A 19667-nucleotide genomic window follows, 5' to 3' on the forward strand; every position below is an offset into this window, starting at 1 on the left:
AGCGCCGGGAGGACCTGCGCACACCGCGTCGGCCCTGGCCGGCCCCGCGGCGACGTCCGCCTTCGGCGGTGGCCCGGCGCGGTCGTGTCACGGCATCACGGCCTCACGGCCGACGGGCCGTCAGGACTCGGTCAGGCCCGCCACCAGTTCGTCCGCCGCGCGGTACGGGTCCAGTTCGCCCGCCACGATGCGCTCCGCCAGGGCGTCCAGACGGCGGTCGCCGTGGAGGTCGCCGATGCGGGCGCGCAGCGCCGTGACCGCGATCGTCTCGACCTCGTGCGCCGAGCGCGCCCGGCGGCGCTCCGCCAGGACCCCGTGCTCCTCCATCCACGCGCGGTGCTTCTCCAGGGCCTCGACGACCTCGTCGATGCCCTCGCCCCGCGCCGCGACCGTCTTCACGATCGGCGGCCGCCAGTCACCGGCGCCGCGCGCCTCGCCCAGGCCCAGCATGTGGTTCAGCTCGCGGGCCGTCGCGTCCGCGCCGTCCCGGTCCGCCTTGTTCACCACGTACAGGTCGCCGATCTCGAGGATGCCCGCCTTCGCGGCCTGGATCCCGTCGCCCATCCCCGGAGCGAGGAGCACCACGGAGGTGTCGGCCTGGGAGGCGATCTCGACCTCCGACTGCCCGACACCGACGGTCTCGACGAGGACGACGTCGCAGCCGGCCGCGTCCAGGACCCGGATCGCCTGCGGCGCCGCCCAGGCGAGCCCGCCGAGGTGGCCGCGGGTGGCCATCGAGCGGATGTAGACGCCCGGGTCGGATGCGTGCTCCGACATCCGGACCCGGTCGCCGAGCAGCGCTCCCCCGCTGAACGGGGACGAGGGGTCGACGGCCAGGACGCCGACCCGCTTGCCCGCCCGCCGGTACGCCGAGACCAGCGCCGACGTCGACGTGGACTTGCCCACGCCCGGCGAGCCCGTCAGGCCCACCACGTAGGCGCCGCCGGTCAGCGGCGCGAGCGTCGCCATCACCTCGCGCAGCTGCGGGGACGCCCCCTCCACGAGTGAGATCAGCCGGGCCACGGCGCGCGGCCGGCCCTCCCGCGCCTGGGCGACCAGTTCGGGGACGTCCACCATTGCCGATGCTCCTTGCTTGACGGGAACTACTTGCCGGGTACGCGAACGATCAGAGCGTCACCCTGACCGCCGCCGCCGCACAGCGCCGCCGCGCCGACGCCGCCGCCGCGCCGCTTGAGCTCCAGGGCGAGGTGCAGCACCACACGGGCGCCGGACATGCCGATGGGGTGACCCAGGGCGATCGCGCCACCGTTGACGTTCACCTTTTCCGGGGTGACGCCCAGGTCCTTCATTGACTGGTGGGCGACGGCCGCGAACGCCTCGTTGATCTCGATCAGGTCGAGGTCCTCGACGCCGAGGCCCTCCTTCTTCAGGGCGTGCTGGATCGCGTTGGCAGGCTGCGACTGCAGCGAGTTGTCCGGGCCCGCGACATTGCCGTGGGCGCCGATCTCGGCGATCCACTCCAGGCCCAGCTCCTCGGCCTTCGCCTTGCTCATGACGACGACCGCGGCGGCGCCGTCGGAGATCTGCGAGGAGGTGCCGGCGGTGATGGTGCCGTCCTTGGCGAAGGCCGGGCGCAGCTTGCCGAGCGACTCGACGGTCGTCTCGGCGCGGATGCCCTCGTCCTTCGAGAAGATGACCGGGTCGCCCTTGCGCTGCGGGATCTCGACCGGGGTGATCTCGGCCTCGAAGATGCCGTTCTTCTGCGCGGCGGCGGCGCGCTGGTGCGACAGCGCGGCGATCTCGTCCTGCTCGGGGCGCTTGATGCCCAGGTGGGTGTTGTGCTTCTCCGTGGACTCGCCCATGGCGACGTTCTCGAAGGCGTCGGTCAGGCCGTCGTACGCCATCGCGTCGAGCATCTCGATCGCGCCGTACTTGAAGCCCTCGCGGGACTTCGGCAGCAGGTGCGGGGCGTTGGTCATCGACTCCTGGCCGCCGGCGACGACCACGTCGAACTCACCCGCGCGGATCAGCTGGTCGGCCAGGGCGATGGCGTCCAGACCGGACAGACACACCTTGTTGATGGTGAGGGCCGGGACGTTCATCGGGATGCCCGCCTTGACGGCGGCCTGGCGGGCGGGGATCTGGCCGGCGCCCGCCTGGAGCACCTGCCCCATGATCACGTACTGCACCTGGTCGCCGCCGATCCCGGCCCGGTCGAGCGCGGCCTTGATGGCGAAGCCACCCAGGTCGGCGCCGGAGAAGGACTTGAGGGAGCCGAGCAGACGGCCCATGGGCGTGCGGGCGCCCGCGACGATCACTGAGGTGGTACCGGTCGTTCCAGACATGAGGCACAGCCCCTTGGGATGAGGAGTGAACGAGGGTTTACCGCCAATGTACTGAGCGGTGCCGTACGCGGTCACCGGCCTGCCGGTGTGACGGCGCGCACGTTGCGTAACCATGCCCCTGGCGCTGCACTGGAGGCATGCTGACGCGAATCGACCACATCGGGATCGCCTGTTTCGACCTCGACAAGACTGTCGAGTTCTACCGTGCGACCTACGGTTTCGAGGTGTTCCACTCCGAGGTGAACGAGGAGCAGGGCGTCCGCGAGGCCATGCTCAAGATCAACGAGACCTCCGACGGCGGAGCCTCCTACCTCCAGCTCCTGGAGCCCACCCGCGAGGACTCCGCGGTGGGCAAGTGGCTGGCAAAGAACGGCGAGGGTGTGCACCACATCGCCTTCGGTACGGCAGACGTGGACGGTGCTGCCGGCGACATCCGTTCCAAGGGCGTCCGGGTCCTCTACGACGAGCCCAGGACCGGTTCCATGGGCTCCCGCATCACCTTCCTCCACCCCAAGGACTGCCACGGTGTACTGACCGAACTGGTCACGTCCGCTGATCCCTCCTCAGCGGAGCACTGACCTCCGGATTCCTGGCCCGGTAGAGTGGGCGGCTCCGGGCCGGGGCCGGTCGGTGCCGCATGCCATGCGGCGTCGAAGTCGGGGTATCCGATCTGCCACGATTCCCGGGGGGCCGTTCTCCGGGGAACGGTGCTCGTTGGAGTGTTGCGACCAGGGGACGGATGGGACCGCGCAGTGCGGGGCTACGAACGCCAGGAGAGCCACCGAGCTGAAGACGACCATCTTTCGCGGTTCGAAGCCGAGATGGACCGGCTGAAGACCGAGCGGGAGAAGGCCGTCCAGCACGCCGAGGACCTCGGTTACCAGGTCGAGGTGTTGCGCGCCAAGCTCCACGAGGCGCGGCGCACCATCGCGTCCCGTCCCGCCTACGACAGCGCGGACATCGGCTACCAGGCCGAGCAGATGCTGCGCAACGCGCAGGTCCAGGCCGACCAGCTCCGCCAGGACGCCGAGCGCGAGCTGCGCGACGCCCGCGCCCAGACCCAGCGCATCCTCCAGGAGCACGCCGAGCACCAGGCCCGGCTCCAGGCCGAGCTGCACGCCGAGGCCGTCCAGCGCCGTCAGCGCCTGGACCAGGAGCTGGCGGAGCGCCGCCAGACCGTCGAGGCGCACGTCAACGAGAACGTGGCCTGGGCCGAGCAGCTGCGCGCCCGCACGGAGTCGCAGGCCCGCCGCCTGATGGAGGAGTCCCGCGCCGAGGCCGAGCAGGCGCTCGCCGGCGCGCGCTCCGAGGCCACCCGCCTGGCCGAGGAGACCCGTCAACGGGTCGGCTCGGAGGCGGAGGCCGCCCGTGCCGAGGCCGAAGCGATTCTGCTGCGCGCCCGCAAGGACGCCGAGCGGCTTCTGAACGCCGCGTCCACCCAGGCGCAGGAGGCCACCAGCCACGCCGAGCAGCTGCGCTCCTCCACCAGCGCCGAGACCGAGCAGGCCCGCCAGCAGGCCACCGAGCTGTCCCGCGCCGCCGAGCAGCGGATGCAGGAGGCCGAGATCCGGCTGCGCGAGGCCCGCACCGAGGCCGAAAAGGCGCTCGCCGAGGCCAAGGAGGCGGCGGCCAGGCAGCTGTCCTCCGCGGAGTCCGTCAACGAGCAGCGCACCCGTACGGCCAAGGCGGAGATCGCCCGGCTCGTCGCCGAGGCGACGAAGGAGGCCGAGACCCTCAAGGGCGAGGCCGAGGAGAAGCTGCGCGAAGCCACCGCCGAGGCCGAGAAGCTGGTCTCGGAGGCCTCCGACAAGGCCCGTACGGTCGCGGCCGAGGACTCGGCCGCCGCGCTCGCCAAGGCGGCCCGTACCGCCGAGGAGGTCCTCACCAAGGCGTCCGAGGACGCCCAGGCGACCACCCGCAAGGCGTCCGAGGAGGCCGAGCGGATCCGCCGCGAGGCGGAGTCGGAGGCCGACCGGCTGCGCAACCAGGCGGAGGAGCAGGCCGACGAGGTGCTCGGGTCGGCCAAGGACGACACCAAGGAGTACCGCGCCAAGACGGTCGAGCTGCAGGAGGAGGCGCGCAGGCTGCGCGGCGAGGCCGAGCAGCTGCGGGCCGAGGCGATCGCCGAGGGCGAGAAGATCCGCGGCGAGGCCCGCCGCGAGGCCGTCGGCCAGATCGAGGAGGCGGCCAGCACCGCCGAGGAGCTGCTGACCAAGGCCCGTACCGACGCCGACGAGCTGCGCGCGAGCGCGGGCGCCGAGGGCGAGCGGGTCCGCTCGGAGGCCATGGAGCGTGCCCAGACGCTGCGCACGCAGGCCGAGGAGACCCTGGAGCGCACCCGCGCCGAGGCCGAGCGGATGCGGGCCGAGGCCGAGGAGCAGGCCGAGTCGGTCAAGGAGGCGGCCGAGCGGACCGCCGCCGAGCTGCGTGAGGACGCCGAGCGGGCCGCCCGGGCACGGCACGCGGAGGCGGCCGACGAACTGTCCCGGCTGCACACCGAGGCCGAGACCCGGGTCGAGAGCGCCGAGCAGGCGCTGACCGAAGCGCGCGCCGGGAGCGAGCGGCTCCGGCGCGAGGCCGCCGAGGAGACCGAGCGGCTCCGTACGGAGGCCGCCGAGCGGATCCGCACGCTCCAGGCGCAGGCCGAACAGGAGGCCGAGCGGCTCCGTACCGAGGCGGCGTCGGACGCGTCCACCTCGCGCGCCGAGGCGGAGACCGTGGCGGTACGGCTGCGGACGGAGGCGTCGACGGAGGCCGAGCGGCTGAAGTCGGAGGCCCAGGAGACCGCGGACCGGGTCCGCGCCGAGGCCGCGGCCGCCGCCGAGCGGGTGGCCGCCGAGGCCGCCGAGGCGCTGGCCGCCGCGCAGGAGGAGGCCAACCGGCGGCGCCGGGAGGCCGACGAGACGCTGGAGTCGGCCCGTTCCGAGGCCGGCCGGGAGCGCGAGCACGCCCGTGAGCAGTCCGAGGAGCTGCTCGCCTCCGCCCGTAAGCGGGTCGAGGAGGCGCAGACCGAGGCGCAGCGTCTGGTCGAGGAGGCGGACCGGCGGGCCACGGAGATGGTGTCCGCGGCCGAGCAGACGGCCAAGGAGGTACGGGACTCCGTCGCCGGCCTCCAGGAGCAGGCCGAGGAGGAGATCGCCGGGCTGCGCAGCGCGGCCGAGCACGCGGCGGAGCGCACCCGCACGGAGGCGCAGGAGGAGGCGGACCGGGTCCGCGCCGACGCGTACGAGGAGCGGGAGCGGGCCACCGAGGACGCCAACCGCGTCCGGACGCGCGCCCAGGAGGAGACCGAGGCCGCGAAGTCGCTGGCCGAGCGGACGGTCGCGGACGCGATCGCCGAGTCGGAGAAGCTGCGCGCGGACACGGCCGAGTACGCCCAGCGGGTACGGACGGAGGCGTCGGACGCGCTGGGGTCGGCCGAGCAGGACGCGGCCCGGACCCGTGCGGACGCCCGCGACGACGCCAACCGGATCCGTTCCGAGGCGTCGGCGGAGTCCGAGCGGCTGACCGCCGAGGCCGAGGAGCTGGTGACGCTCGCCCGCACCGAGGGCGACCAGATCCTGGACGAGGCCCGCAAGGCCGCCGACAAGCGGCGCGCGGACGCGGCCGAGCAGGCGGACACCCTCATCACCGAGGCCACGAGCGAGGCGGAGCGCCTGACGGCCGATGCGGACGCGCTGCGTGCCGAGGCCGAGCAGCTGAAGACGGACGGCGAGGCGCACGCGCAGGCGCTGCGGGTCGCCGCGCTCGAGGACGGCGAGCGGGTCCTGGACGAGGCCCGCAAGGCCGCCGACAAGCGGCGTACGGACGCGGCCGAGCAGGCCGACGCGATCACCGCCGAGGCGGTGGCCCTCCTGGAGTCCACCGAGCAGGACGCGCTGCGGATCCGGGCCGAGGCCGAGCAGGTCAAGGAGGACGGCGAGGCGCAGGCCGAGGCGCTGCGGGCCGCCGCGCGGGCGGACGGCGAGGGTGTCCTCGACGAGGCCCGCAAGGCCGCCGACAAGCGGCGCGCGGACGCGGCCGAGCAGGCGGACACCCTCATCACCGAGGCCAGGAGCGAGGCCGAGCGGATCGGGGCGGAGGCCGAGCGGGTCAAGGCCGACGCAGAAGCGGCGGCGGAGCAGATGCGTGCCGAGGCGCGCGCGGAGGCCGACCGTACGCTCGACGAGGCGCGCGAGGCCGGTGCCAAGCGCCGTTCGGACGCGGCCGAGCAGGCCGACCAGCTGATGGCGAAGGCCCAGGAGGAGGCGCTGCGCGCCACCGCCGAGGCCGAGTCGCAGGCCGACACGATGGTCGGCGCGGCGCGTCAGGAGGCCGAGCGGATCGTGGCCGAGGCGACGGTCGAGGGCAACTCGCTCGTGGAGAAGGCGCGCACGGACGCGGACGAGCTCCTGGTGGGCGCGCGCAGCGACGCGACGGCCATAAGGGAGCGGGCGGAGGAGCTGCGGGCCCGTGTCGAGGGCGAGATCGAGGAGCTGCACGAGCGGGCGCGGCGCGAGACGTCCGAGCAGATGAAGACGGCCGGCGAGCGCGTCGACAAGCTGGTGAAGGCCGCCGAGGAGCAGCGGGCCGAGGCCGAGGAGAAGTCCAAGGAGATGCTCTCCGACGCGAGTTCGGAGGCGAGCAAGGTCCGCATCGCCGCGGTGAAGAAGGCCGAGGCGCTGCTCAAGGAGGCCGAGCAGAAGAAGGCCTCGCTGGTCGCGGAGGCGGAGAAGGTCAAGGGGGAGGCCGAGCGCGAGGCCGAGGAGATGATCTCCGAGGGCCGGCGCGAGCTGGACGTCCTGGTGCGCAGGCGCGAGGACATCAATGCGGAGATCTCCCGTGTCCAGGACGTCCTGGAGGCGTTGGAGTCTTTCGAGACGCCGTCCGCGGGAACGAAGGAGGGGGTCAAGGCGGGTGTTCCGGCCGGAGCAACACGTTCGAGTGGCAAGTCCTCCGACGGCTAGCCACTCAAAAGGCTGGACATTCTCCATATCAAACGGGCATCCGCTCGATGACACGCCGCTTCGGCCCCTAGGATTCCCCCTAACACCTCACCGGTCTCATTCGACAGGAACCCCATGAGCGACACTTCCTCCCCCTTCGGCTTCGAGCTCGTGCGGCGTGGTTACGACCGCGGTCAGGTGGACGACCGCATTACCAAGCTCGTCGCCGACCGTGACAGTGCTCTGGCCAGAATCACCTCGCTGGAAAAGCGCATCGAGGAACTCCACCTCGAGACGCAGAACGCGCAGGCCCAGGTCACCGACGCCGAGCCGTCCTACGCCGGCCTCGGCGCCCGCGTCGAGAAGATCCTCCGGCTGGCCGAGGAGGAGGCGAAGGACCTGCGTGAGGAGGCCCGTCGCGCCGCCGAGCAGCACCGCGAGCTGGCCGAGTCGGCCGCCCAGCAGGTGCGCAACGACGCCGAGTCGTTCGCCGCGGAGCGCAAGTCGAAGGCCGAGGACGAGGGCGTCCGGATCGTCGAGAAGGCGCAGGGCGAGGCCAACTCGCTCCGTGCGGAGGCCCAGAAGGACGCGCAGTCCAAGCGCGAGGAGGCGGACGCCCTCTTCGAGGAGACCCGCGCCAAGGCCGCCCAGGCCGCCGCGGACTTCGAGACCAACCTGGCCAAGCGCCGGGAGCAGTCGGAACGCGACCTGGCCTCGCGTCAGGCCAAGGCCGAGAAGCGCCTCGCCGAGATCGAGCACCGCGCCGAGCAGCTCCGCCTGGAGGCCGAGAAGCTGCGTACGGACGCGGAGCGCCGGGCCCGCCAGACGGTGGAGACCGCGCAGCGCCAGGCCGAGGACATCGTGGCCGACGCGAACGCCAAGGCCGACCGGATCCGCTCGGAATCGGAGCGCGAGCTGGCGGCGCTGACGAACCGCCGCGACTCGATCAACGCGCAGCTGACCAACGTCCGCGAGATGCTGGCGACGCTCACCGGTGCCGCCGTGGCGGCCGCCGGTTCCCCGATCGACGACGAGCCGGCCACCCGTGGTGTCCCGGCGCAGCAGACCCGTTGATCGCACCGGTCTCCCCGGTCCGGTAACCGGAACGCGAACTCCCACAAAACCCTCCGTCATTCCAGTGGCGGAGGGTTTTTGGCACCCGTAGCGTGGTCGCATGATCGAGCTCGAGGGCCTGACGAAACGGTTCGGAACGAAGACGGCGGTCGACCATCTCTCCTTCCAGGTGCGGCCCGGTGTGGTCACCGGCTTCCTGGGGCCCAACGGCGCGGGCAAGTCGACGACGATGCGCATGATGCTCGATCTGGACAACCCCACCAGCGGTACGGTCCGGATCGACGGCAAGCACTACCGCGAGCTCCAGGAGCCGTTGAAGTACATCGGCGCGCTCCTGGACGCCAAGGCGATGCACGGCGGCCGGTCGGCGTACAACAACCTGCTCTGCCTCGCCCAGTCGAACCGCATCCCGGCACGGCGGGTCGGCGAGGTCCTTGATCTGGTCGGCCTGACGGCGGTGGCGCGGAAGAAGTCGAAGGGCTTCTCCCTCGGTATGGGGCAGCGGCTGGGAATCGCCTCGGCGCTCCTCGGCGATCCCGAGATCCTGATGTTCGACGAACCCGTCAATGGTCTGGACCCCGAGGGAATTCACTGGATCCGCAATCTGATGAAGGCGCTCGCGTCCGAAGGGCGGACGATCTTCGTTTCCAGCCATCTCATGAGTGAAATGGCTCTGACGGCGGATCATCTCATCGTGATCGGGCAGGGAAAGCTGCTGGCCGACACGACGATGGCCGATTTCATCCACCAGAATTCGCGGAGCTATGTACGGCTCCGTTCGCCACAGCAGGAGCGGCTGCGGGACATCCTCCACGCCAACGGCTTCACCCCCGTGGAGGCGGGCAACGGCACGCTGGAGGTGGACGGCGCCACGACCGAGAAGCTCGGCGAACTGGCCGCCGAGCACGGCCTCGTCCTGCACGAGCTGAGCTCCCAGCGCGCCTCCCTGGAGGAGGCGTTCATGCAGATGACCGCGGGCGCGGTGGAGTACCACGCGCACGGCACGGACGTACACGGGGCGGACGCGCCCGGCCCCCGCTGGGGCGACACCACCAAGGGAGCCTGAACGATGGCAGCGGTATCGGCGGTCCTCCAGTCAGAGTGGACCAAGATCCGGACGGTCTCGTCGACGGTCTGGACCCTGGCGAGCGCGCTCCTGGTGACAGTGGCGATGAGCGCGGCTCTCTGCGCCCTGCTGAAGTCGACCTTCGACGACCTCTCGGAGGCCGAGCAGGCGACCTTCGACCCGACCTTCGTCAGCTTCTCCGGGATGGTGCTCGGCCAGCTGGCGATGGTGGTCTTCGGCGTCCTCGTCGTCGGCACCGAGTACAGCTCGGGCATGATCCGTACGTCCCTGGCGGCCGTCCCGCAGCGGGCGACGTTCCTCTTCTCCAAGATCGCCGTGGCCGGGGCGCTCGCCCTGGTGGTGGGCCTGGCGACCAGCTTCCTGTCGTTCTTCCTCGGGCAGGCGCTCCTGGGCGAGCACCGCACCTCCCTCGGCGCGGACAACGTGCTGCGGGCGGTCGTCGGCGGCGGGCTCTACATGGGGCTGATCGCCCTGTTCTCGATGGGTGTGGCGGCGATGCTGCGCTCCTCGATGCTCTCCCTCGGCATCCTCGTGCCGTTCTTCTTCCTGGTCTCGCAGATCCTCTCCGCGGTGCCGAAGGCCAAGGAGGTGGCGCTCTACTTCCCCGACCAGGCCGGCTCGAAGATCATGCAGGTCGTACCGGACGCCATGAACACGGAGGAGGCGCCGTACGGTCCGTGGGGCGGGCTCGGGATCATGCTGATCTGGGTGGCGGCCGCGCTGCTCGGCGGCTACCTGGTCATGAAGAAGCGGGACGCGTAGCGCGTACATGACGATCGAGGCTTCGCCGGAACCGTCAACGGCTGGATAAGCTCCTAGCTCATACGGGGGTTCCGGCCCAGAAGGCCACGACCCCGACGACCTGACCTGTCGATGGGGCTGGAGAATGATCGAGGCAGTCGGCCTGACGAAGCGCTACGGCGCCAAGACGGCCGTGTACAACCTTTCCTTCCACGTGCGGCCGGGCACCGTCACCGGCTTCCTCGGCCCCAACGGTTCCGGCAAGTCGACGACGATGCGCATGATCCTGGGGCTCGACCGGCCGACGTCGGGGCACGTCACGATCGGCGGCCATCCGTTCCGGCAGCTGCCGAACGCGCCCCGCCAGGTGGGAGCCCTGCTCGACGCCAAGGCCGTGCACGGCGGCCGGAGCGCCCGCAGCCATCTGCTCTCGCTCGCCCAGCTCGCCGGGATCCCGGCGCAGCGGGTCGACGAGGTCCTCGGGGTCGTCGGCCTCCAGGACGTCGCCAAGCGCCGCTCCAAGGGCTTCTCGCTGGGCATGGGGCAGCGGCTCGGCATCGCCGCGGCGCTGCTCGGCGACCCGCAGGTGCTGCTCTTCGACGAGCCGGTCAACGGTCTCGACCCCGAGGGCATCCTCTGGGTCAGGAACCTGATGAAGAAGCTCGCCTCCGAGGGCCGGACCGTCTTCGTCTCCAGCCACCTCATGAGCGAGATGGCGCTGACCGCCGACCATCTGATCGTGATCGGCCGCGGCCAGCTCATGGCCGACATGAGCGTCAAGGACTTCATCTCGGCGAACTCGGCGGACTTCGCCCGGGTGCGCACCCCGCAGACGGAGCCCCAGCAGCGCGAGAAGCTGACGGCCGCGCTCACCGAGGCCGGCGGCCGGGTGATGTCCGAGCCGGACGGCGCGCTGCGCGTGACCGGTCTGCCGCTGCCGCGGATCAGCGACCTGGCCCATGACGCGGACGTACGGCTCTGGGAGCTGTCCCCGCACCAGGCCTCGCTGGAGGAGGCGTACATGCGGCTGACGCAGGGCGCCGTGGACTACCGCTCCACCGACGACCAGCTTGCGCACCTCCAGCAGCCGCAGCCGCACCACTTTCAGCAGCCGCCGGCCCAGCCGGTGGTGCCGGACGTGCCGCAGCAGGGCTGGTACGCCCCGCCGCCGCCCGGACAGAACCCGTACGCGACGCAGAGCGAGCCCGCCAAGAACGACAACGAGGACGCCCGATGACCGCCCCCAGCCCCTTCCCGGCCTCGTACGTCTCGCCGATCCCGGTGCGCCGGGCGCACCTCGGGGACGCGCTCGCCTCCGAGTGGACCAAGATCCGTTCGCTGCGCTCCACGATGTGGACGCTCGGCGTGATGGTGCTGCTGATGCTGGGCATCGGGCTCAGCGTGGCTGCGGTCGTGGCCGGCACCGAGGCGCCCACGGCGAACGAGTCGGCGCTCACGCTCGGCTTCTTCGGTGTGCTGCTCGGATCGATCTGCGTGATGACGCTCGGCGTGCTGACGATCGCCTCCGAGTACGGCACGGGCATGATCCGCACGACGCTGACCGCCTGCCCGAGCCGGAGCCGGGTGCTGACGGCCAAGGCGATCGTCTTCTTCCTGCTGGTGTTCACCGTCACCACCGTCACGGCGGCGGTGGTGGGGGCGGCCCAGGTGGCGATGGTGAGCACCGCCGTCGAGCCGTCCGCCGGCGAGTGGCTCCGGGCCACGGTCGGCGTCGGCCTGTTCCTGGCGCTGCTCGGCCTGCTGTCGCTGGCCGTCGGCGCGATCATCCGGCACTCGGCGGGTTCGATCACGATCATGATCGGCGTCCTGCTGCTGCCGCTGGTCGCGGCGATGTTCATGTTCTCGGAGTCGCTGGCCGCGGTGCAGGAGTGGCTGCTCGACTACGCGATCCCGAGTCAGCTCATCGCGCTGTACGCGGGCCGGGCGACGCTCGGCGAGGGCGGCCCCTCGGGCTGGGACCCGATCTGGATCATGGCGGTCATCGTCGCGGCGGCGATGGGCGGCGCGTACGCGCTGCTGAACAGCCGGGACGTCTGACCCGCCGGCGGAGTCAGAGGGTCCGGCCGGTCAGGGCCGGCCACTAGGGCGCAACACGCCCTAGTGCTTCGGGGCGTTACGGGACCGCTGCACCCTTGTGGTGCGGCGGTCCTTCGCGCTCCAGCAGGCCTTGTGCCAGTGCCGGCGGTCGTCCACTCCCCCGTACTCCGGCCATGCCACCACGTGCGGCGCGCCCCCGGGGATCTCCTGGTCGCAGCCGGGGCAGCGGTAACGCTTGCCGGGAGCGCTCGCGCCGGCCACGTGCCGGACGAACCACTCCTCGCCCTGCCAGCTCTCGCTGCGCTGGGACCCGCCGTACCGGTCGCCCGGCTCACCCTGACGATCGGGCTTCTCGCCGCCCTGGGGGCGGTTGCGACGGGGGGACACGTAATCACCTCACGGGACCGGGACACACGGAACGTTCTCTCCAGCCTACGGGCCGCGACGGAGTGGCCCTTCCACCCTCCGAGCCGAATCAGCGGAAAATCGCAAGAACTTCGGCCGAGGCCGTTGCCTTTGGCACGTGTCAGACGTTGTTGCCGTTACGAGGGGGAGAAACGCGTCGGCCGCAAGGAGGCAGAAGGCGATGCGCGTGGGTACGTTTGTTCTGGCCGCCCAGTTCCCGGGCCAGGGTCAGGGCGAGGCACTGCACCGGGCGGTGCGGACCGCCGAAGTGGTCGAGGAGGCGGGGCTCGATTCCGTCTGGCTCGCCGAGCACCATTTCGTTCCGTACGGCGTCTGTCCGTCGGCCGTGACCCTGGCGGCGCTGCTCCTGGGACGGACGCGCCGGATCCGGGTGGGCACGGCGGTCAGTGTGCTGCCGACGGTCCATCCGGTCGCGCTGGGCGAGCAGGCCGCCCTGCTCCATCTGACGTCCGGGGGCCGGTTCACGCTCGGCGTGGGCAGAGGCGGTCCATGGGTCGATCTGGAGGTGTTCGGCGCGGGGCTGCCGGCGTACGAACAAGGCTTCCCCGAGGCGCTCGATCTGCTGCTGCGCTGGCTGACGGAGTCCCGGGTCTCGGCCGAGGGAGACCGATTCGCCTTCCGCGAGGTGGCCGTCGTGCCCGGCCCCGGGGAGCTCATCGGCGGGGACGCGGCGCCCGAGGTGGTCGTCGCCTGCACCTCTCCGAAGAGCGTCGAGCTGGCCGCCCGTCGCGGGCTGCCGATGCTCCTCGGGATGCACTGCGGCGACGAGGAGAAGGCCGAGATGGTGGCCGCATGGGAACGTTTCTCCCGGGACGCGGGCCGCACGCCCGACGAGATCGCGCGGATCGGCGCCGGCCATGTCTCGGCGGGCGTCGTCCAGCTCGCGGACGGTCCGCGGGACGCCGCCGAGGCGCTGGTGAAGGCGATGCCCGGCTGGCTGAAGCAGGGGCTCGAAGCCCATGTGACCGTGGACGGCCGGCTGCGCGCGATGCGGGACCCGGTCGCCTACACGGAGCTGCTCTGCGGGCTGCACCCGGTCGGCACACCCCGCCTCGCGGCGGACCGGCTCGCGGCGACGGCGGAGCGGACGGGCATCACGCGCTTCGCGCTGCTCGCCGAGGGCACGGGCGATCTCTCGGCCACCGAGGAGAACGTCCGGCGGCTGGGGGCCGAGGTGCTCCCCCTGCTGGTCTGAGTCCATGAGTCAGGCGGTGTGCGGGTCCGGTGCCGCCGCGCCGGCATCTCTCGCAACGATCGCGTCTCCCGCGATGCGGAGCGGCGGCACCGTGCCTCAGCAGTCGCGCAGTTCCGGCGACTGGTTGAGCAGCTGTCCCCGTACGGAGGTGAAGCGGGCGAGCCGCTCGTCGACCGCGGGGTCGAGCGGGAACACCGCCACACGGTGGCAGTTCTGGAAGGCCAGACGCACCCCGAAGTGCCGCTGCAGCGCACCGCGGATGGCGTCACTCGCGAGTGCACGCAACAGCTGACCACGTGCCTGCTCGTTCGGCGGCGGCGTCTGGTTGTCGGCGAACTCGCCGCCGTCGACCTTCAGCTGGGCCACCAGAGAACTGATCATCTCCCATGCGTAGGGCAGGGAGGTCCGGACGCAGTCGACGAAGTCGGCTTCGTCGACCTCGCCTCGCTCGGCCTGTTCCAACAGCGCCGGTGAGACGTCGAGCGACATGGGTTCTCCTCTCGCGACCCCGACGGACGGGGTCTTACGGGCAGGGATGAAGGACCCCCGTGCGACACGCAGCGTGCACGGACGGCGACCTCCTGTCTCCACGGTAAGCGCGGCGTCCGGAGCGCACCAGGAGAATGGGAGCACAACCGGCCAATAAGTGACGGTCGTCCAGCGGGCGTTAAGAGCCGAATCGCGCGGAAGAGCGTGTGTCTTGTAGCGTTGCCGACCATGCGTCTCGTCATCGCCCGCTGCTCCGTGGACTACGCGGGCCGGCTCACCGCCCACCTGCCCTCCGCCCCCCGTCTGATCCTGGTCAAAGCAGACGGCAGCGTCTCCATCCACGCGGACGACCGCGCGTACAAACCGCTCAACTGGATGTCGCCCCCGTGCACCCTCAAGGAAGGTGTCGACGGAGAGGCCGGCATCTGGACCGTGGTGAACAAAGCGGGCGAGAAACTGATCATCACGATGGAGGAGATCCTCCACGACTCCTCGCACGAACTCGGCGTCGACCCTGGCCTCATCAAGGACGGCGTGGAAGCGCACCTCCAGGAGCTGCTGGCCGACCGCATCGAGACGCTGGGCGAGGGCCACACCCTGATCCGCCGTGAGTACCCGACCGCGATCGGCCCGGTGGACATCCTCTGCCGGGACGCCGACGGGGCGACGGTCGCGGTGGAGATCAAGCGCCGGGGCGAGATCGACGGTGTGGAGCAGCTGACCCGCTACCTGGAGCTGCTCAACCGCGACCCGCACCTCGCGCCGGTGAAGGGCGTCTTCGCGGCGCAGGAGATCAAGCCGCAGGCGCGGGTGCTCGCGACGGACCGCGGCATCGACTGCGTGGTGCTCGACTACGACGCGATGCGCGGCATCGAGGACGACAAGCTGCGACTCTTCTAGGACGTCTTCAGGACGTACGGATACGTCGACGGCCCCGGGTGCGGTGAACGCGCCCGGGGCCGTCGTCGTTCCGCGACGGTCAGGCCGGTGTACCGGTGGAGTCGCCGGAGGCGGTGTTGCTGGGGCTGCCCTCGCCCTCCGGCGGCGTCGTGGTCGGCGGCGTCGTCGGCGGGGTGGTGGGCGGGGTCGTCGGCGGTGTGGTCGGCGCCGTCGTGGGAGGCGTCGTCGACGGCTTGGTCGGCGGCTTCGTGGGCCGCGTCGGGCTCGTCGTCGGCCGTGGGGGCGTCGTCGACGGCGCACCCGTCGTGGGCGCCGTGGCGCTCGGTGTGCCGGACGGCGAGGTGGACGGGGTGCCCGAGGTGCCGGGCGTGCCCGGGCTCGCCGACCCCGACCGGCTGGGCGAGGCGCTCTCCGAGGGGCCGTCCGCGGCGCCCTCGGCCGGTTCCTCGGCGTCGAGGATCTCGTCGCCGTTCTCCTCGTCGGCCGTACGGTCGGAGGTGACCCGCCCGGTGCCCGGGTCCTGGGCGTCGCCCGAGGTGGCCCCGATGGTCACGACCGTGCCGAGCACGGCGGCCAGGAGCACGCCCGTACCGACCGCGACCAGGTTGCGGCGGGCCCCGGCGACGATGCCGAAACGGCCGCCGCGCTTCGCGCTCTGCTCGCTCGGCCGCGTGTCCGGGCGGGAGATGAGGGTCGGGCCCTCGTCGGCGAAGTCCGGGAAGGCGGGGATCGGCGAGGTCTTGGCCGCGGCCGCGGAACGCGGGAGGGCGGGGCGGGGCACGACGGGCGGGGCGACGGCCTTCGGGATGCCGCGCGGCGGGGAGACGGACTCCTCCTGGCGTGCGGCCGTCGGCGCGCCGTCGGCGCCCTGGGGCCCGCCACTGCGGTCGGCGACCAGGGCGAGCGCCCGGCGGCCGGCGACCGTGCCGCGCTTGTCGGCGAGGACGCCGCGCATGCCGACGGACGCCTCCAGTTCGGCGCGGGCCCGCTCCAGGTTTCCGGCGCAGAGCGCGAGGACGCCCAACTCGTGGTGGAAGTACGCCTCTTCGGCGACCTCGCCGGCGAGACGGGCGGCCTCCTGGCCGCCGCGCAGCACCCGCTCCCAGGCACCCCAGTGCAGTCCCGCGGCGAAGGCCGGGGCGGCGCTGCGGGCGAGCAGGACGGCGGTGGCGGGGTGTTCGGGGTCCGAGCCGGGCACGATCGCGGCCAGGGCGGCGAGCATGGCGTCGGCCTCGGCGGCCGCGCGGGCGGGGGTGACGGAGGGGTGTCCGGCCCACCAGGCGTAGTGCTGGGCGACGGAGTGGGCGCGGCCGGTGGCGTCCTCGTCGTACCCGTGGGCGACGAGCTGGGTGAGGATGCCGGAGGCGAGGCGGTAGCGCGTGCCGACCGGGGTCAGCAGTCCGCAGGCCATGAGTTCGCCGAGGGCGGCGTCCGCGTGGGTGTCGCCGACGAGGGCGGGCAGGTGGGCCTGGTGCGGCACCTCGCCGCCGAGGGCGACGGCGAACCGCAGGGTGTCCTGGGCGGAGCGGCTGAGCCGGGAGGCGAGCAGGGCGGCCGGAGCCGCGCCCTCGCCGAGGCTGGGCAGGGGTATCTCGCGCAGTTCGATGTCGACGGGGTCCTGCGGGACCGGGGCCGTGGGACCGTCCGCGCCCGGTCCGAAGGCGTCGTCGAGGGCGCCGAAGGCGTCGAACTCCGAGGGGACGGTCTCCTCCTGGGCCCCGAACGCGTCGAACTCGGCCGGGGTGACCCGGAGCCGGTCGCGCTGCCGGAGCAGGGCGCCGGCCTGGACGAAGCGCAGCGGCAGCCCCTCGGACTCGAACCAGAGGTCGCCCGCCCAGTTCGCCTCGTCGTCGGTGAGCGACCGGTCGACGGCACGCTCCAGGAGGGCGAGGGAGGCTGCGCGGCCGAGACCGGCGAGGGCGACCTCTTCGAGGTGGGCGTCGGGCGAGGGGGCCGGGACGTCGGGGGCCGCGGCGAGCAGGAAGGCGCACTCGGGGGCGGCGGTGAGGAGTTCGTCGAGCGCGGCGCCGCCGAGCTCCAGGTCGTCGACGACGACGACGGCGCCGATGTCGTGGACCAGGGCGAGCAGCCCGGCGCGGTCCGGGCGGTGGTCCGGGGCGTGCTGGACCGTGGCGTGGAGTTCGTACAGGAGCTCGGTGGCGGTGCGGTGGTGGCCGGAGAGCCGCACGACGCCGTCCGGCGCGAGGTCGGCGCAGTCGGCGGCGACGGCGTCGAGGAGGGCGGTGCGGCCGGAGCCGGCCGGGCCGGTGACGCGGGCGGAGCGGCCGCGGGAGAGGAGCTGGACGAGCCGCTCGTGCTCCTCCTGCCGTTCGAGCAGGGGCAGAGGCGGGGCGGCGGGGCCGGGCGGCACGGGCGGGGTGGCCGCGCGGGCGGCCTCGGCGCGCTCCTGGGTGGTGCGGCGGCGGGGCGGCTCGGGCTGCTCTCCGGGCGGGCAGGTCTCGATCTCGCTGCCGTCGACGGGGTTGACGGTCAGCAGCAGGTCGCCCGAGACGACGCGGGCGGTGCGGACGCGGGCGGGTGTGGCCGGACCGCGTTCGGGCAGGAGTCCGCCGCGGACGTCGTCGCCTTCGTGGTCGTAGCCGTGCTCTTCCGGCTCCCGGTTCATCGGGTCCATGGTTCAAGCCCCCCAAAAGCGGTGCGTACGGAAAGCCCCTCCGGCCGATCTGCACGCGCGCTGTCGCTTCTGGTCCGGTGCCCGCCGGGTGGGTTCGTCAATGGGCGGGCGACCGAACCCTAGACGTTCCACGAGTATCCGGGAACAGGCGGGGTGCCACCCCGCCCAAGACGTCACGGTCCGCTAAGGATTGGCCCGGGACGCCGGTTTCTCACAGCGGCTTCACAGCCGGTACGGAGCGCAGCAGCTGCACAGCCGGTACGGAGCCGGCTCCCGCCGTGGTCCGCCCCGCGACCCGCCCGCTCGGCAGGGCGCGCGGGTCAGACCCGGGGCAGCGACTCGGCGGCGAGGCCGCCCTCGATGGCGAGGATGCGGTGCAGCCGGGTCGCGACGAGCAGACGCTGCATCTGGGGCGGCACGCCACGCAGCACGAGCCGCCGTCCGCAGCGGCCGGCCCTGCGGTGCGCGCCCATGATGACCCCGAGCCCGGTGGCGTCCCAGGAGTCGAGACCGGTCAGGTCGAGCACGAGGTCGCCGACTCCGTCGTCGACGGCCGAGTGCAGGACCGTACGGGCGTCCGCCGCGCTCCGGACGTCGAGGCGGCCCCCGACGACCAGCTCGACATGGTCGCCCCTGATGTGCATATCCGCTCCCCTGAGGTGCTCCGTCTTTTCATCAACTGACTGTCGTTGGCGCAGAAGCGTTGCGCCTTGTAAGCGAACTGATACGGAATTCACCCGGTGGGGTGAATGCCGATCGAATTCCGGCGATCAGTGCTCGTAGAAGCCCTGCCCGCTCTTGCGGCCGATGTCACCGGCGTCCACCATCCGGCGCATCAGCTCCGGCGGCGCGAACTTCTCGTCCTGGGACTCCGTGTAGATGTTGCTCGTGGCGTTCACCAGGATGTCGATGCCGGTGAGGTCCGCCGTGGCGAGGGGGCCCATGGCGTGGCCGAAGCCCAGCTTGCAGGCGATGTCGATGTCCTCGGCGGTGGCGACGCCCGACTCGTAGAGCTTGGCGGCCTCGACGACCAGCGCGGAGATGAGGCGGGTGGTGACGAAGCCGGCGACGTCGCGGTTGACGACGATGCAGGTCTTGCCGACCGACTCGGCGAACTCCCGCGCGGCGGCGAGGGTGGCGTCGCTGGTCTTGTAGCCGCGGACGAGCTCGCAGAGCTGCATCATCGGCACCGGCGAGAAGAAGTGCGCGCCGACGACGGCCTCCGGCCGCTCCGTCACGGCCGCGATCTTGGTGATCGGGATGGCGGAGGTGTTGGAGGCGAGGACCGCGCCGTCCTTGGCGATCTTGTCGAGGGAGCGGAAGATCTCGTGCTTGACCTCGAGCTTCTCGAAGACGGCCTCGACGACGATGTCGGCGTCGGCGACCGCGTCGAGCTCGGTGGTGGCGGTGATCCGGCCGAGGGCGGCCTCGGCGTCGGCGGCGTCCAGCTTGCCCTTGGCGACGAACCGGTCGTACGACGCCTTGATGCCGTCGGTGCCCCGGGTCAGCGCGGCGTCGGTGACGTCACGCAGGACGACGTCCCACCCCGCCTGGGCAGAGACCTGCGCGATTCCCGACCCCATGAGTCCGGCCCCGATGACGGCGAGCTTCCTGGCCACGTCTTCCACCCCTCAACACCTGTTCACTTCTGACTCTCCGGCGGAGATTAGCGGGCGGGAGGCGGGATGTGACCGCGAAGTAACGCGCGTCACGCCCGGTTTGACGGACGTCACACTCGCGACAGGCCGGCTACCCCCGTACGGCGTACGTCAGGGGCGCTCGCCGTGACGGTCGGCACACGGGCGCTCCGGGGGGCCGGTGCGTAACTACG

16 protein-coding genes are annotated in these 19667 nt (G+C 72.2%); 9 read left to right on the top strand and 7 right to left on the bottom strand.

The genetic code is table 11. The features are described 5' to 3' along the window. Window positions 1–120: 120 nt before the first annotated feature. Together meaB and ACFVGW_RS23405 are read right to left on the bottom strand one after the other, a co-directional pair. Complete coding sequence (gene meaB / locus ACFVGW_RS23400) at window positions 121–1077, bottom strand: methylmalonyl Co-A mutase-associated GTPase MeaB (RefSeq protein ID WP_385853342.1); 957 nt, start codon at window positions 1075–1077, stop codon at window positions 121–123. Window positions 1078–1103: 26 nt separating this feature from the next. After that, window positions 1104–2306 (bottom strand): acetyl-CoA C-acetyltransferase, encoded by a 1203-nt coding sequence (locus ACFVGW_RS23405; RefSeq protein ID WP_352191695.1) that lies wholly within the window; start codon window positions 2304–2306, stop codon window positions 1104–1106. Window positions 2307–2443: 137 nt separating this feature from the next. On the opposite strand from ACFVGW_RS23405, the gene mce reads away from it, so the two are divergent. From mce to ACFVGW_RS23440, 7 genes are all read left to right on the top strand, one after another. Beyond that, window positions 2444–2884 carry a methylmalonyl-CoA epimerase gene (gene mce, locus ACFVGW_RS23410; RefSeq protein WP_383222021.1) on the top strand — a complete coding sequence of 147 codons (441 nt, stop codon included), beginning with the start codon at window positions 2444–2446 and terminating at the stop codon, window positions 2882–2884. Window positions 2885–3058: 174 nt separating this feature from the next. Beyond that, window positions 3059–7252, top strand: coding sequence for a polarized growth protein Scy (gene scy / locus ACFVGW_RS23415; protein WP_385853343.1), 4194 nt, complete (start codon window positions 3059–3061; stop codon window positions 7250–7252). A gap of 114 nt (window positions 7253–7366) precedes the next feature. Then, window positions 7367–8305 (top strand): cellulose-binding protein, encoded by a 939-nt coding sequence (locus tag ACFVGW_RS23420; protein WP_352191692.1) that lies wholly within the window; start codon window positions 7367–7369, stop codon window positions 8303–8305. A 100-nt stretch (window positions 8306–8405) separates the two neighbouring features. After that, window positions 8406–9371 carry an ABC transporter ATP-binding protein gene (locus ACFVGW_RS23425; RefSeq protein ID WP_383222017.1) on the top strand — a complete coding sequence of 322 codons (966 nt, stop codon included), beginning with the start codon at window positions 8406–8408 and terminating at the stop codon, window positions 9369–9371. Between the two features lie 3 nt (window positions 9372–9374). Next, window positions 9375–10154: an ABC transporter permease gene (locus ACFVGW_RS23430; protein ID WP_383222015.1), complete on the top strand. Its 780-nt coding sequence runs from the start codon at window positions 9375–9377 to the stop codon at window positions 10152–10154. A gap of 124 nt (window positions 10155–10278) precedes the next feature. Then, window positions 10279–11370, top strand: coding sequence for an ABC transporter ATP-binding protein (locus ACFVGW_RS23435; protein ID WP_352191689.1), 1092 nt, complete (start codon window positions 10279–10281; stop codon window positions 11368–11370). Continuing rightward, complete coding sequence (locus tag ACFVGW_RS23440) at window positions 11367–12191, top strand: ABC transporter permease subunit (protein WP_385853344.1); 825 nt, start codon at window positions 11367–11369, stop codon at window positions 12189–12191. The genes ACFVGW_RS23435 and ACFVGW_RS23440 overlap by 4 nt, the downstream gene beginning before the upstream one ends. A 60-nt stretch (window positions 12192–12251) precedes the next feature. Here the strand turns inward: ACFVGW_RS23440 and ACFVGW_RS23445 are convergent, their stop codons facing one another. Beyond that, the gene (locus ACFVGW_RS23445) at window positions 12252–12578 is read right to left on the bottom strand and encodes an ATP/GTP-binding protein (RefSeq protein ID WP_352191687.1); all 327 of its coding nucleotides are present in this window, start codon (window positions 12576–12578) and stop codon (window positions 12252–12254) included. A 199-nt stretch (window positions 12579–12777) separates the two neighbouring features. Between ACFVGW_RS23445 and ACFVGW_RS23450 the strand changes: the two genes are divergently transcribed. Next, window positions 12778–13812: an LLM class flavin-dependent oxidoreductase gene (locus ACFVGW_RS23450; RefSeq protein ID WP_385853345.1), complete on the top strand. Its 1035-nt coding sequence runs from the start codon at window positions 12778–12780 to the stop codon at window positions 13810–13812. Window positions 13813–13908: 96 nt separating this feature from the next. Here ACFVGW_RS23450 and ACFVGW_RS23455 read toward each other — a convergent pair whose 3' ends face one another. Then, the gene (locus ACFVGW_RS23455) at window positions 13909–14301 is read right to left on the bottom strand and encodes an SCO5389 family protein (RefSeq protein WP_017236120.1); all 393 of its coding nucleotides are present in this window, start codon (window positions 14299–14301) and stop codon (window positions 13909–13911) included. A gap of 228 nt (window positions 14302–14529) precedes the next feature. On the opposite strand from ACFVGW_RS23455, the gene nucS reads away from it, so the two are divergent. After that, window positions 14530–15201, top strand: a complete 672-nt coding sequence (gene nucS / locus ACFVGW_RS23460) for an endonuclease NucS (RefSeq protein WP_329115828.1) — start codon at window positions 14530–14532, stop codon at window positions 15199–15201. Window positions 15202–15280: 79 nt separating this feature from the next. Here the strand turns inward: nucS and ACFVGW_RS23465 are convergent, their stop codons facing one another. The 3 genes from ACFVGW_RS23465 to ACFVGW_RS23475 form a co-directional block, all read right to left on the bottom strand. Beyond that, window positions 15281–17836, bottom strand: a complete 2556-nt coding sequence (locus ACFVGW_RS23465; RefSeq protein ID WP_385853346.1) for an ATP-binding protein — start codon at window positions 17834–17836, stop codon at window positions 15281–15283. Window positions 17837–18156: 320 nt separating this feature from the next. Then, the gene (locus ACFVGW_RS23470) at window positions 18157–18480 is read right to left on the bottom strand and encodes an STAS domain-containing protein (protein ID WP_024761898.1); all 324 of its coding nucleotides are present in this window, start codon (window positions 18478–18480) and stop codon (window positions 18157–18159) included. A gap of 126 nt (window positions 18481–18606) precedes the next feature. After that, a complete protein-coding gene (locus tag ACFVGW_RS23475; protein ID WP_352191684.1) occupies window positions 18607–19455 on the bottom strand; it encodes a 3-hydroxyacyl-CoA dehydrogenase family protein in 849 nt (282 codons plus the stop codon). Between the last annotated feature and the right edge of the window lie 212 nt (window positions 19456–19667).

It is taken from the genome of Streptomyces sp. NPDC127129 (assembly GCF_042671585.1).
GTDB lineage: Bacteria > Actinomycetota > Actinomycetes > Streptomycetales > Streptomycetaceae > Streptomyces.